The sequence below is a fragment of the Stenotrophomonas sp. SAU14A_NAIMI4_8 genome (assembly GCF_003086695.1).
Lineage (GTDB): Bacteria > Pseudomonadota > Gammaproteobacteria > Xanthomonadales > Xanthomonadaceae > Stenotrophomonas.
Genome location: NZ_CP025999.1, coordinates 3,390,571 through 3,404,337 on the forward strand (window position 1 = coordinate 3,390,571; position 13,767 = coordinate 3,404,337).

Sequence of the window (13,767 nt, forward strand, 5' to 3'; positions counted from 1 at the left end):
AAGCGGCTCCGACCCCGCACCGCGCCGCTGCACTTCAGCCGATCAGTGCATCGGCCAGTGCGCCGACACGCGCCAGCACTGCAGCGCGCTGCGCCTCGTCCACGCTGGCGCCCTGCAGATACGCGGTGATGACCCACGGCGTACCGCCCGCACGTGGCCACAGCACGGCGATGTCATTGCGCGTGTCCTCACCATTGCTGCCGGTCTTGTCACCCACCCGCCAGCGCGGGCCCAGGCCCGCGCGCAGGCAGGCATCGCCGGTCTGGTTGTCGACCAGCCAATCGGCGAACTGCAGCCGCGAGGGCGGCAGAAGGCCATCGCCCACCGCGAACCGGGCCAGACTGGCTGCCATCGCCGCCGGGCTGGTGGTGTCGCGCGGGTCGCCCTTCGCGAAACGGTTCATGTCCGGCTCGTAGCGATCATTGCGGGTGACCGTGTCGCCCTGCGCGCGCAGGAAGGCGGTCAGCGCCGCCGGCCCCCCGTTCACCCCCAGCAGCAGGTTGGCGGCGGTGTTGTCACTGGTGGTCAGCGTGCCCCGGCACAGGTCGCGCACACTCAGGTCCTTGCCGACATGGCGGCGGGCTACCGGGGCGTAGGACAACAGATCCCGTTCGGTGATCGGCACGCGGGTGTCCAGCGAAAGGCGACCGGCATCGGCCAGGCTCAGGATGTGGGCAACCAGCATCGATTTGAACGTACTGCACATCGGGAAGCGCTCGTGCTGGCGGTGCCCGCCCAGGCGACGGCCGCTGCCGGTATCCAGCACGGTCACGCCAAGGCGGCCGCCGCTGGCTTTTTCCAGCGCGGCGAAATCCACCGCACCGGCAATGGCGGCGGACGTGGCCGGGCTGGCAGGGGCAGGCGCGGCGGCCCGCGCCAAGGCGGGCGCAAGCAGGGACGATGCGATGGCGGCACCACTGAGTTGCAGGAATCGACGGCGGGCGTGCATGGGCGGGCTCCGGGATACGAACCCGGATTATTGAAAGCATGGCGGCCCCGCGACCAACGCGAATTTTCAGGGCCAGGCATGAGTAGAACTCATGCCTGACGCAATCAACCCTTCCTTTGACGGCGGCGCCGGTTAACACGCTAGGATGCACCCATCAGCCTTCCTCACACCTACCGATGCTGCACCTCACCCTGCCGCTCAACGCCCTGCGCGCCTTCGAGGCCGCGGCCCGCCACCAGAACTTCACCCGTGCGGCGCTGGAGCTGTGCGTCAGCCAAGCCGCGTTGAGCCACCAGATCCGTGGGCTGGAAGACCGGCTGGGCATCCGCCTGTTCCACCGCCTGCCACGCGGCGTGGCACTCACCGACGAGGGCGCCGCACTGTTCCCGGTGCTGCATGAATCGTTCGAGCGCATCTCGGCCAGCATCGCCCGCTACACCGGTGGGCCAGCGCGCGAGGTGCTGACGATCGGGGTGGTGGGCACGTTCGCCACCGGTTGGCTGCTGCCGCGCATGGCGGCCTTCGAGGCAGCGCACCCGGATATCGAGCTGCGCCTGCAGACCCACAACAACCGTATCGATCTGGCCGGCGAAGGACTGGACCTGGCCATCCGCTTCGGTGAGGGCGACTGGCAGGGGCAACACTGCACGGCCATCCTGGAGGCGCCCTTCGCGCCGCTGTGTGCGCCCGCGCTGGCGCGCCGATTGAAGCACCCCCGCGATCTGGCCGCGGTGACGCTGCTGCGCTCGTACCGCAGCGACGAATGGCCGCGCTGGCTGCAGGCGGCCGCCACCAGCGGCGTGGAGGCCAGAGGCCCGGTGTTCGACTCTTCGCTGACCCTGGCCGCCGCTGCGGCCGGTGGCGCCGGCGTGGCGCTGCTGCCGCTGCGCATGTTCGAGGCCGAACTGGCCGAAGGGCGCCTGCTGCAGCCGTTCGCCACCACGCTGGAGCTGGGCCGCTATTGGTTGACCCGGCTGCGCTCGCGCAGCGAACGCGAACCGGCCAAGCGGTTCCGCGAATGGTTGCAGGCGCAGGGCGGGTGATGCCGCCGGGCATGGCCCGGCGCTACCGATGGATCGCGAACACCGCTGACGCCGCCGGGCGTGGCCCGGCGCTACCGATGGATCGCGAACACCGCTGATGCCGCCGGGCACGGCCCGGCGCTACCGATGGATCGCGTACGCCGCTGATGCCGCCGGGCACGGCCCGGCGCTACCGATGGATCGCGTACGCCGCCGATGCCGCCGGGCACGGCCCGGCGCTACCGATGAATCGCGAATACCGCTGATGCCGCCGGGCATGGCCCGGCGCTACCGATGGATCGCGAATACCGCTGATCCCGCCGGGCACGGCCCGGCGCTACCCGCGTTCGCGGTGCCTCGGTAGCGCCGGGCCATGCCCGGCGAGCGCAGCGGATCGGGGAAAGCCGCCGGGCCGTGCCCGGCGGACGCCATCAGGCTTCCAGCAATTCCATCCACGCCGCTTCGGCTTTTTCCAGCTGCGCGGCAGCAGTCTCGCGCTCGCGCCCCAGCACGGCCATGCGGGTGGCATCGGCGTAGTTGGCCGGGTCGGCCAGCTGGCGGTCCAGCTCGGCCAGGCTGGCTTCCAGCTCGGCCACCTTGGCTTCCGCGCTGGCCAGCTTGTGCGGGTTGGCCGGCTTCTTCTGCACCACTTGCGCCACCGGTGCGGTCTTGACCACCACCGGCTCTTCCACCTGCTCCATGCGCGCCTTGGTGCCCTGTGCCTGCGGACGGGTGCGCAGCCAGGCGGCGTAGGCATCCAGGTCGCCATCGAACGGCTCGACCACACCATCGGCCACGCGCCAGTAGGTATCGCAGACCAGGCCGATCAGATGGCGGTCATGCGACACCATCACGATGGCGCCCTCGAAGGTGGCCAGCGCTTCGGCCAGCGCCTCGCGCATCTCCAGATCCAGGTGGTTGGTCGGTTCGTCCAGCAGCAGCACGTTCGGCTGCTGCCAGGCGATCAGGGCCAGCGCCAGGCGCGCGCGCTCGCCACCGGAAAAACCGTCCACCGGCTCGAAGGCGCGGTCACCAGGGAAATTCCACTTGCCGAGGAAATCGCGGAAGGCCTGGTTCGGCGCGTCCGGGGCGATCTCGCGGAAGTGCTCGATGGGCGACTGCCCTTCATGCAGCGATTCCACCGTGTGCTGGGCGAAGTAGCCGATGCGCAGGTCCGGGTGCGCCGAGCGCTCGCCGGCAATCGGCTTCAGCTCACCCACCAGGGTCTTCACCAGGGTGGTCTTACCGGCGCCGTTGGGGCCCAGCAGGCCGATGCGCTGGCCCGCTTCCAGGCCGAAGCCCACGTTGTTGAGGATCACCGCGTCGCTGCCATAACCAGCCTCGACATGGTTCAGGCGGATCAGCGAGAACGGCAGCTTGGCCGGCGGTGCGAATTCAATGCGGAATTCACGCTCGGCACGCACCGCTTCGGTACCGGCCAGCTTGGCCAGGCGCTTCATGCGGCTCTGCGCCTGCGCGGCCTTGCTGGCCTGCGCCTTGAAGCGGTCGATGAAACTCTGCAGGTGGGCGCGCTCGGCCTGTTCCTTCTCGTGCGCGATCTGCTGCTGGCGCAGCTGTTCGGCGCGCTGGCGCTCGAAGTCGGTGTAGCCACCGGGGTACAGCTTGGCGCCGCCACCGTGCAGGTGCAGGGTGTGGGTGGCCACGTTGTCCAGGAACTCGCGGTCGTGCGAGATCAGCAGCAGGGTGCCCGGGTACTTCAGCAGCCACTGTTCCAGCCAGTACACCGCGTCCAGATCCAGGTGGTTGGTCGGTTCGTCCAGCAGCAGCAGGTCGCTGGGCATCATCAGCGCGCGCGCCAGGTTCAGGCGCACGCGCCAGCCGCCGGAGAACGAGGACACCGCGCGGTGGTGGGTCTCGGCCGGGAAGCCCAGGCCGTGCAGCAGCTTGCCGGCACGCGCTTCGGCGTCGTAGGCGTTCAGCTCAGCCATGCGCGTATGTGCTTCGGCCACCGCTTCCCAGTCTTCGCGGGCGGTGGCATCGGCCTCGGCCGCCAGCACCGCGGCCACCTCGGTATCGCCACCCAGCACGAAGCTCAGGGCCGGGTCGGGCAGCGACGGGGTTTCCTGGGCCACGCTGGCGATGCGCACCTTGCCGGGCAGGTCCACATCGCCCTTGTCGGCTTCCAGTTCGCCCTTCACTGCAGCGAACAGGCTGGACTTGCCGGCCCCGTTACGGCCAACCACGCCCACCCGGTAACCGGCGTGCAGGGTCAGGTCGACGTTGGACAACAGCAGCCGCTCGCCGCGGCGCAAGGCGAAATTACGAAGCGAAATCATGGGGGAAGGCGTCCATATAACCGAATGGAATGTGCTGGTGAGCACTGTTCCTGCGACGCAATTCTAGCGTTAACGAATACTTGACGCGCCCCGGGATGCGCGGTGGCAGGCCAACTCTCTCCCGCGTCGGCCCCGCGCAGCCCCCGGCCCCTCCCCCCGCTTCACTGCCTGTCACAGCTAAATGGTTGCCACGGCAACATTTTTTCCTGTTACCACCATTTGACAGGCACTGAATATCCCGTTAATTCCTGCATTGCGCACCGCAACAACCGTCGTCCGCCTCACCCTGTGATGTCGATTCCGGTGCCCGCCCCCGCCAACCGGAGCCCCCTCCCGATGACCCGCAAGACCAGCCTGATCGCCGCCGCCGTCGCTGTCGCCCTCGGTGGTTCCTCGTTCGCCGCCCTGGCCCAGCAGACCGGCACCGCCGCCAATACCCTGGACACGGTGATCGTCACCGGTACCCGCGTGGCCGACCGTACCGTGGCCGAATCGCAGTCGCCCATCGACATCATCACCCCGGAAATCCTGCAGTCCACCGGCAGCGGCGAACTGGCCACGGCGCTGTCGCGCGCCCTGCCCTCGCTGAACTTCCCGCGCCCGGCCCTGACCGACGGCACCAGCGGCGTGCGCCCGGCGCAGCTGCGCGGCCTGTCGCCGGACCAGGTGCTGGTGCTGGTGAACGGCAAGCGCCGCCATACCTCGGCCATGATCAATGTGAACGGCACCATCGGCCGCGGTTCCTCGGCGGTGGACATCAACGCCATTCCGATCGCCGCCATCGAGCGCGTGGAAGTACTACGCGACGGCGCCTCGGCGCAGTACGGCTCGGACGCCATCGCCGGCGTCATCAACATCGTGCTGAAGGGCAGCGGCAGTGGCGGCAGCCTGGCCGTCGATTACGGCCAGTACTCGGCCGGTGACGGCAACAAGTACCAGCTCTCCGGCGATACCGGCCTGGAATTCGGCGGCGGCCGTGGCCGCGTGCACGTGGCCGGCCAGATCAGCCAGCAGGATGAAAGCAACCGCGCCGGCCCGTACCGCGGCACCACCCCGAACACGGTGAACTACCCGTCCATCGGCGAAACCACCTTCGTGGTGGGCGACCCGAAGGTGGACGCCACCGCCGTGTCGGCCAACGCCAGCTTCGACTTCAGCGACCACATCACCGGCTACGCCAACGCGATCCTCAGCAACCGCGACATCACCTCGTTCGCGTTCTACCGCTCGCGCAACCACAACGGCCAGAGCGCGCTGCTGGCCCAGGTCTACCCGGACGGCTTCGTGCCGGAGATCAACCAGTATTCCAAGGACCGTTCGGTGGTGGCCGGGGTCAAGGGCAACACCGACAGCGGCTGGACCTGGGACCTGAGCCTGAACCACGGCGAGAACACCCTGGATTTCCACACCCGCAACAGCATCAACTACAGCCTCGGTGCGACCAGCCCGCGCTCGTTCTACGACGGCACGCTGAAGTACCAGCAGGACGTGTTCAATGCCGACCTCACCAAGTCGCTGGACTGGGGCCTGGCCTATCCGGTCACCCTGTCCTTCGGTGGTGAATACCGCAAGGAGAAGTGGGACCAGAACCCGGGCGAACTGAACTCCTACACCGGCAGCGGCGCGCAGGGCTTCGGCGGCTTCACCCCCACCAATGAAGTGCATGCCGACCGCCACAACTACGCGGTCTACGCTGGCCTGGAAGCGGACCTGACCGAGAAGTTCTCGGCCGGCATCACCGGTCGCTACGAGGATTACTCGGACTTCGGTGATCGCTTCTCGGGCAAGCTGTCGGCGCGCTACGCCTTCACCGACAAGGTCGCACTGCGTGCCACCGCTTCCAGCGGCTTCCGCGCACCGTCGCTGGCCCAGCAGGGCTACCAGGCGGTCACCAGCCAGTTCACCAACGGCGTGTTCGTCGAACGCGGCACCTTCCCGACCACCAGCACCGCCGCACAGGCACTGGGCGCTTCGCCGCTGAAGGCTGAAACCTCCACCAGCTACAGCGTGGGCCTGGTGCTGCAGCCGGTGGACCGCCTGTACGTGACCGTGGATGCGTACCAGATCGACATCGATGACCGCATCGCGCTGTCCTCCAGCATCACCACCAACACCGCCACCAGCAACCTGCTGGCCGGCCTGGGGCTGCCGCAGGTCACCGCGTTCTCGTACTTCACCAACGGCCTGGATACCCGCACCCGCGGCGTGGACTTCGTGTCCAGCTACACCATTCCGTTCAGCGCCAGCAGCCTGGAACTGACCGCCGCCTACAGCTACAACGACACCGAAGTGCGTCGCGTGGGCGGCACCCCGGCGGTATTCAGCACGCTGGGCCTGACCCAGTCGCTGATCGGCCGTGATGAGATCGGCCGCATCGAAGACAGCTTCCCGCGCGACAAGACCATTGTCAGCGGCACTTGGCGTTCGGACCACTGGGAACTGGGCCTGGCGGCCACCCGCTACGGCGAATTCACCGTGCGCAACTCCGCCACCGCCCTGCGTGACCAGACCTACGGCGACAAGTGGGTGCTCGATGCCTCGGTCAGCTACAAGCCCAGCAGCAACTGGACCCTGACCCTGGGCGCGGACAACCTGCTGGACGAATACCCCGACCGCACCGAAGACCTGCAGAACTCGACCTTCGGCATGCTGCCCTACAGCAACTACTCGCCGTTCGGCTTCAACGGCGCGTACGTGTACGGCCGCATCAAGTACAACTGGTAAGCGATAACGGTAGCGCCGGGCCACGCCCGGCGGTGCTGCCCCGGGGTCAGATCCCTTTTCGCCAGAAAAGGGCTTTGACCCCGTTCGCATTTTCGGTTTGCCGTATGTGGCCGCATCGGTGAAAATCGGGGCATCCCCCGATTACCTGCGAGTGCCGATGCACCATGACACCGACCTGATCAACATCGTGGCCGTTGGCCTGGGGCTCGCCTTCATCTTCGGTGCCCTGGCCAACAAGCTGCGCTTGTCGCCTCTGGTCGGCTATCTGGTCGCTGGCATCTGCGTCGGCCCGTTCACCCCCGGCTTCGTGGCCGACCAGGCGCTGGCCAACCAGCTGGCCGAGCTGGGCGTGATGCTGCTGATGTTCGGCGTGGGCCTGCACTTTTCCCTGAAGGACCTGATGGCGGTCAAGGCCATCGCCATCCCCGGTGCCATCGGCCAGATCGCCGTCGCTACCCTGCTCGGCTGGGGCGTGGCCTGGTTGATGGGCTGGCCGGCGCTGCACGGGGTCATCTTCGGTTTCTCGCTGGCCACCGCCAGTACCGTGGTGCTGCTGCGGGCCATGGAAGAGCGGCGCCTGCTGGAAACCATGCGCGGCAAGATCGCCGTCGGCTGGCTGATCGTAGAAGACCTGGCCTGTGTGCTGGCACTGGTGATGATGCCGGTGCTGGCCGGTGTGTTCGGCCCCGATGCCGCCAAGGAAACCCACACCCTGGGCAGCGTGCTGGCCGATATCGGCTGGACGTTCGTGCAGCTGGGCCTGTTCGTGGCGGTGATGCTGGTGGTCGGCCGCCGGGTCATTCCGTGGATCCTGGAACGCATTGCCGGCACCGGTTCGCGCGAACTGTTCACCCTGTCGGTGTTGGCCATCGCGCTGGGCGTGGCGTTCGGCTCGGCCATGCTGTTCGGTGTGTCCTTCGCGCTGGGCGCCTTCTTCGCCGGCATGCTGTTGAACGAATCGGAGCTCAGCCACAAGGCGGCGCACGATTCGCTGCCGCTGCGCGACGCCTTCGCGGTGCTGTTCTTCGTCTCGGTGGGCATGCTGTTCGACCCCAACATCATCGTGCAGCACCCCTGGCAGGTGCTGGCTACGGTGGCGATCATCATGTTCGGCAAGTCGGCCGCTGCGTTCTTCATCGTGCGCGCCTTCGGCCACCCCACCAGCACCGCGCTGACCATCTCGGCCAGCCTGGCGCAGATCGGCGAGTTTGCTTTCATCATCGCCGGCCTGGGCGTGGCGCTGCAGATCCTGCCCAAGGAAGGCCAGTCGCTGGTGCTGGCCGGTGCGCTGGTGTCGATCATGCTGAACCCACTGGTGTTCGGCCTGCTGGACCGCTGGCAGGCCAAGCAGGAGCAGCTGCCGCAGGCGCCGGAACCGGAAGAGGCCACCGGCCCTTCGCGCGATCTGCATGACCACGCCATCGTGATCGGCTACGGCCGGGTGGGCAGCGAGCTGGCCCAGGTGCTGCGCGACCGCGGCGTGCCGGTGCTGGTGATCGACGACAACAAGGAACATGTCGAGCAGGCCCATGCCAAGGGCCTGGCCGCCATCCGCGGCAGTGCGGCCGCCGACCGGGTGCTGGCCGAGGCCCATCCCGAGCGCGCCAAGATCGCCGTGCTGGCCATTCCGCAGCCGCTGGAAGCCGGTGAAGCGCTGGCCAAGCTGCGCGCCATCAATCCCGACCTGACCCTGCTGGCACGCGCGCACAGCGATGCCGAAGTGAAGCATCTGCTGGAACACGGCGCCGACGGCACGGTGATGGCCGAGCGCGAGCTGGCCTATTCGCTGGCGGAAATGATCATGTCCACCCCGCCGTACCGGAATCTGGGGCAGAACAGCATTCCGGTGGTGTAACGGCTATGGGTAGGTGTCGACCTTGGTCGACACGGTGGCGCATGGGGTCAGATCCGTTTTCCTGCGGAAAACGGATCTGACCCCAGAAACAAAAATCCCCGGCGGGCCCGCACCCGCCGGGGATCTGCATTGCCATGTTTGCCACGCCTTGGAGAGGCAGTTCCACCGTAACGCATCGCGCGGCCGGTGGTGATCGCCTTCGGCGATGACGACCAAGCGTGCGGCTATCAGGCGCTGTCCAGCGCCTGCTGCAGATCGGCCTGCAGGTCGCCGATATGCTCGATGCCGATCGACAGCCGTACCGTATCCTCGCTCACGCCGGCCCGGGCCAGTTCTGCAGCATCCAGCTGACGGTGCGTGGTCGAGGCCGGGTGGGTGGCCAGCGACTTGGCATCGCCCAGGTTCACCAGCCGGGTAAACAGCTTCAACGCATCCAGGAAGCGCGCCCCTGCCGCGCGACCGCCCGGCAGGCCGAAGGTCAGGACGCCGGAACCGTGCCCGCCCAGGTAGCGCTGCGCGGCGGCGTGTTCGGGGTCGTCAGGCAGGCCGGCATAGCGCACCCAGGCCACCTTCGGGTGCGTCTTCAGCAAGTTCGCTACGGCCAGCGCGTTGGCGTTGATCCGCTCCATGCGCAGTGCCAGTGTTTCAATGCCCTGCAGGATCAGGAAGGCATTGAACGGCGACAGCGCAGCGCCGGTGTTGCGCAACGGTACTACCCGCGCGCGGCCGATATAGGCGGCCGGCCCGAGCGCTTCGGTGTACACCACGCCGTGGTAGCTGGGGTCGGGCTGGTTCAGGCGTGGAAAGCGCTGCGCGTGCGCGGCCCAGTCGAAACGACCCGAATCGATGATCGCCCCGCCCAGGCTGTTGCCGTGGCCGCCCAGGTACTTGGTCAGCGAATGCACCACGATGTCGGCACCGTGCTCGAACGGGCGCAACAGGAAGGGTGTGGCCACGGTGTTGTCCACAATCAGCGGCACGCCAGCGGCGTGTGCCACCTCGGCAATGGCCGCTATGTCGGTGACATTGCCGCGCGGGTTGCCGATGGATTCGACGAACACCGCCTTGGTGCGCGCATCGATCAGCGCGGCGAACGCGGCCGGATCGGCCGGGTCGGCGAACCGCGCCTGGATGCCGTACTGCGGCAGCGTGTGCGCCAGCAGGTTCAGGCTGCCGCCGTACAGCGCACTGGCCGCCACGATGTTGTCGCCTGCCTCGGCAATGGTCTGGATTGCATAGGTGATCGCCGCCTGGCCCGAGGCCAGGGCCAGCGCACCGATGCCGCCTTCCAGCGCGGCCAGACGCTGCTCCAGCACATCGGTGGTCGGGTTCATGATGCGTGTGTAGATGTTGCCCGGAACCTTCAGGTCGAACAGGTCCGCGCCGTGCTGGGTGTCATCGAAGGCGTAGGCCACGGTCTGGTAGATCGGCACTGCCACTGCCCGCGTGGTCGGGTCGGGTCGGTAGCCGCCGTGCACGGCCAGGGTTTCCAGTTGCCACTGCGGATCGCTCATTGCACACCCTCCAGGCGGGAAACCGCCACCATAGGGCAGCGCGCGCACCTTCCTGAGAGCGCATGGTGATAACGCCCGTACCGCTGGCTATCAGCGCGCGTCGGGCACGCAGGCGGGGGCCTGGCCATTGCCGCACAGGGCGACGTCGCGCAGCCAGCCCATCCAGGTCACCACATCCTTCGGTTCGGGTTCGGCGCGGAATGCCTTCTGCACGGTATGGAAGCCCTGCAGCCCCTGGATGCCCTTGATCCAGGTGAACTCCGGCTTGCCGGTGCCGGGGTTGCGCGGGCAACCGAGCATCAGCACCGCGAAGGGGCGGCCCTCCTCCACGCCCTCGCCCACCCAGTTGGCCTGCGCATCGGGGCAGGCCAGCGTCCAGCCGGCTTCGATAATGCCCAGGAACTCGCGCGGGGTGGCGTTGGCGGCGTGGGGGGCGGTGTTGACGGTGATCATGTCGGTCCAGTCCTGCACCGTCTGGCCCTGCGGCACGTATTCGACCAGCCGGTTGCCCTGCGGATCGGTGTCCTGGTGCGCCTGTGCATAACCGGGCATGGCAGGCAGGCGGGCCTGCTCGGTGTTGGCTGCCAGTGCGATTGCTGGAGCCAACACAGCGCTCAGGCTGAGATGGAGCAAGGTGAGTCGGCATGTCATGGATGGAACTCCTTCTCCTGGGGTTTGGAAGCCGAGGGACCGGCGAGCGCCAGTGGCATCCATAGCATTACGCGTTTCGGCAGGCCAGCAGCTGCGGGTGACGCAATCGGCAGAGCCATCGTCCAGCAGCCGGTGAATTCCTGCGATGAAACTGAGATCAATGCCACATAACAGGCACAGCCGACTCGCAGAACGGAAGTGTGCACCTGCGCAGCCGTATCGTTGGGACAATCCCCGGTGATGGAGCGTCGCATGGATGAGATCAAAGATCACCCCGACGACACGTGCCGGGTTTCATTCGGGCGCCTCCTGTTGTTGAGCCTGCTGATGCTGCTCGGCGCCTGCGGAAGCAAGGAGCGCGCGCCGCCGTATGAAGCCAATCCCTCGCCGAAAGAGGCGTATGAGGTGGTGGTTACTACGCATGACGCGCCGGAGGAGATGTTCATTTCCGCGACGTCGGCGGACTACGAAATTGCCGACGAAGGATGCCTACCACCCATAGACAACTTTGAAGGCGTCAGATACGGAATCGAGCGGTATTCGCTTCCGATCCAGCTCCGGAAAGTCAGCGACGCTACCTTCGTAGGGGAGTTCTATCGCGATGGCATGAAACCATCAAACTACTTCGGTCGCGGGGAGTGCAGTTGGAACCTTGTACGGATAAGCGCCAATCTTAGAGCGCCATCCACCAAGTCAATTGCATACTTCTCCATCAGCGCATCCCCAGCACATAAGGAACAGACGCGCTTTGCAGCGAAGGCATTTGTGCCTTTACTGGACGACGGAAACGTATACCCAGCATCCAGCTTGTCGCAAGAGCGATTCGAAAGAGAAGTTGCATTATCTGATTACGACAGATTTTTCTCCTACAGCATCTCAATCAACGCAAGGACGCATGAACAATGAGCAGATCCGTAAGAGCCGATCTGGCAATGGCTGTGTACGACCCGCCTCCCATCAAAGCCGATGGGACACCTGGAACCTTGAAAGCTGGACCAGGCGGAAATGAAGAATATGAAGTAGTGCAGCATCTGGACAGGCCCAGCGGCTACCAAGGCTCCATCTACAGAAGCGTGAGGACAGGCGACTACGTCGTAGCCCACCGCGGCACCGAGTTCGACCGCGAGCTGCTGAAGGATGGCCTCGTCGACCTCGGCATGGTCACCACGCGCTTCAATGCGCAGCTCAAGGATGCGTTGGAACTGACCCGACAGGCCAAGGTCATGGCCGAGCGCGATGGCACCCAGCTTTCCGTCACTGGCCACTCGCTCGGTGGCGGCATGGCGCAGGTCACCGGCCATCACCATGATCTTCCCGGCGACGCATTCAACCCGTATGGCGCGGCCAGCCTGGGCTATCGCATTCCCAGCGGACAGCCGGCGCATGCGGCGACCTTCGTCAACCATGTCACCGCCGGCGACTTCGTCAGCGCGGCCGGCAAGCACTACGGCAGGGTCGAGATGTATGCCTTGCCGGGCGAACTGGCCACCCTGCGCGGCGCAGAGCTCGCTTCCCGCCTGCCTGGAGTACTCTCCGCCGCAACCCGAGCTCCGCTGCCTGCCATCGCGCTGTCCGATTCGCACCGGATGAAGCACTTTTTCGATCGGGTCGAAGACGGCGTCGAAATCAAATCAGTACTGGATGACCCGTCAGCACGGATCACGGATCCTGAGGATCAGCGAAGAGTCGACGCCTATCGCACAAGCATCCATCAGATGCGCGCGACCGCGACGGTGATCGGACGTGGCGGACCCGGCCTGGTGCTGGACGTCGTGCACACGCTCCGTGGCCCGGATGAACCCGGCGCCTACGCAGAGCGCCAGGCTGAGGCAGCAAAGCGCGCCGCGCATCCTTTCAACCCCGCTGAACACCGCAATGCGCCCGGCTCCCACGGCGGTCCGCAGCGCGAGCGTCCCCAGTTCCAGACGGCGTCCCCCTTGAGCCAACGCCTGGACGAGCTGCTCAACGCAGACCCCGAGCGTTTCAAGATCCTCAACCAGCAGATGTCCACCGGTGAGGCCGGCCAGGCACTGAACCAGCAGGCGCGCAATCAGGTGAACGCAGAAGACGCGACGCGCGAGCACGCCCAGGAACAGGCACGTCAGCATGGCCTGCAGCAGGAAACGCAGGCGGCCGCCATGCGTCGCTGATCCAGGGGAGACAGGACCATGGATGAGCGCGAACTTGAGGAACTGATCAGCAAGACCGCCCTGCTGATGGAGCGCTACCAGCGGATCTGCACGGAAATGGCCCAGCAGCAGTCACATCTGTCGGCCGCACTGAACGGCCTCACGCAATCGTTGCCACAGCAGTTCCGCCGCAGCGCGGACAACGCCATTGCTGGATTGACCCGCGAGGGCAGCGCCGCCGTCAAGCACGCCCTGCTCGCCCCCATGGGCGCTTACGAGCAGCAACTGACCGCCTCAGCAGAGCATCTTGGCCGCAGCACCGACGCGCTGGCTGCAGAAGTGAAGCGCCTGCAACTCACGTCGCGCGGTGTGCTGTGGAAAAGCGTGACCATCGCCTTGGCCAGCGGCACCACCCTGTTGGCCGGTGCGGTGTGGCTGGGCGATCGGTATACCACCGAGATCAAGCGCAACCAGGTCGAGGCCCAGCTGCTGCGCGCCTACAACCGCGCCGACGTGGTTCTGTGCGGAAAAGAAAGACTGTGCGCCAACGTAGATACCCGCGGCAGCGGTGTCGGCGATAACGGGCGCTACCGCCCGGTACGCCCCCGCCCGTAGGCGGGGACGCA

Annotated in this window: 10 protein-coding genes; 6 read left to right on the forward strand and 4 right to left on the reverse strand. The window is 66.6% G+C overall.

Annotated elements, in window-relative coordinates; genetic code table 11:
- Nucleotides 1–34: 34 nt before the first annotated feature.
- A complete protein-coding gene (gene blaL2, locus C1930_RS15480; protein WP_108772122.1) occupies nucleotides 35–949 on the reverse strand; it encodes a L2 family extended-spectrum class A beta-lactamase in 915 nt (304 codons plus the stop codon).
- Nucleotides 950–1,125: 176 nt separating this feature from the next.
- On the opposite strand from blaL2, the gene ampR reads away from it, so the two are divergent.
- A complete protein-coding gene (gene ampR, locus C1930_RS15485; RefSeq protein ID WP_108772123.1) occupies nucleotides 1,126–1,992 on the forward strand; it encodes a LysR family transcriptional regulator AmpR in 867 nt (288 codons plus the stop codon).
- Nucleotides 1,993–2,402: 410 nt separating this feature from the next.
- On the opposite strand, the gene C1930_RS15490 is transcribed toward ampR, so the two are convergent.
- On the reverse strand, nucleotides 2,403–4,268 hold the full coding sequence (locus tag C1930_RS15490; RefSeq protein WP_108772124.1) for an ABC-F family ATP-binding cassette domain-containing protein: 1,866 nt from the start codon (nucleotides 4,266–4,268) through the stop codon (nucleotides 2,403–2,405).
- 336 nt (nucleotides 4,269–4,604) lie between these two features.
- Between C1930_RS15490 and C1930_RS15495 the strand changes: the two genes are divergently transcribed.
- Nucleotides 4,605–6,992, forward strand: coding sequence for a TonB-dependent receptor (locus C1930_RS15495; protein WP_108772125.1), 2,388 nt, complete (start codon nucleotides 4,605–4,607; stop codon nucleotides 6,990–6,992).
- Nucleotides 6,993–7,149: 157 nt separating this feature from the next.
- Complete coding sequence (ybaL, locus tag C1930_RS15500) at nucleotides 7,150–8,847, forward strand: YbaL family putative K(+) efflux transporter (RefSeq protein WP_108753937.1); 1,698 nt, start codon at nucleotides 7,150–7,152, stop codon at nucleotides 8,845–8,847.
- A 227-nt stretch (nucleotides 8,848–9,074) separates the two neighbouring features.
- Here ybaL and C1930_RS15505 read toward each other — a convergent pair whose 3' ends face one another.
- On the reverse strand, nucleotides 9,075–10,361 hold the full coding sequence (locus C1930_RS15505) for an aminotransferase class V-fold PLP-dependent enzyme (protein ID WP_108772126.1): 1,287 nt from the start codon (nucleotides 10,359–10,361) through the stop codon (nucleotides 9,075–9,077).
- Between the two features lie 90 nt (nucleotides 10,362–10,451).
- The gene (locus C1930_RS15510; protein WP_234412678.1) at nucleotides 10,452–10,967 is read right to left on the reverse strand and encodes a hypothetical protein; all 516 of its coding nucleotides are present in this window, start codon (nucleotides 10,965–10,967) and stop codon (nucleotides 10,452–10,454) included.
- A gap of 297 nt (nucleotides 10,968–11,264) precedes the next feature.
- On the opposite strand from C1930_RS15510, the gene C1930_RS15515 reads away from it, so the two are divergent.
- From C1930_RS15515 to C1930_RS15525, 3 genes are all read left to right on the forward strand, one after another.
- Complete coding sequence (locus C1930_RS15515) at nucleotides 11,265–11,918, forward strand: hypothetical protein (protein ID WP_108772127.1); 654 nt, start codon at nucleotides 11,265–11,267, stop codon at nucleotides 11,916–11,918.
- A gap of 116 nt (nucleotides 11,919–12,034) precedes the next feature.
- Nucleotides 12,035–13,162 carry a hypothetical protein gene (locus C1930_RS15520; RefSeq protein ID WP_108772128.1) on the forward strand — a complete coding sequence of 376 codons (1,128 nt, stop codon included), beginning with the start codon at nucleotides 12,035–12,037 and terminating at the stop codon, nucleotides 13,160–13,162.
- 18 nt (nucleotides 13,163–13,180) lie between these two features.
- Entirely contained in the window at nucleotides 13,181–13,756 is a 576-nt protein-coding gene (locus tag C1930_RS15525) for a hypothetical protein (RefSeq protein ID WP_108756987.1), read from the forward strand.
- The last annotated feature ends 11 nt before the right edge of the window (nucleotides 13,757–13,767 follow it).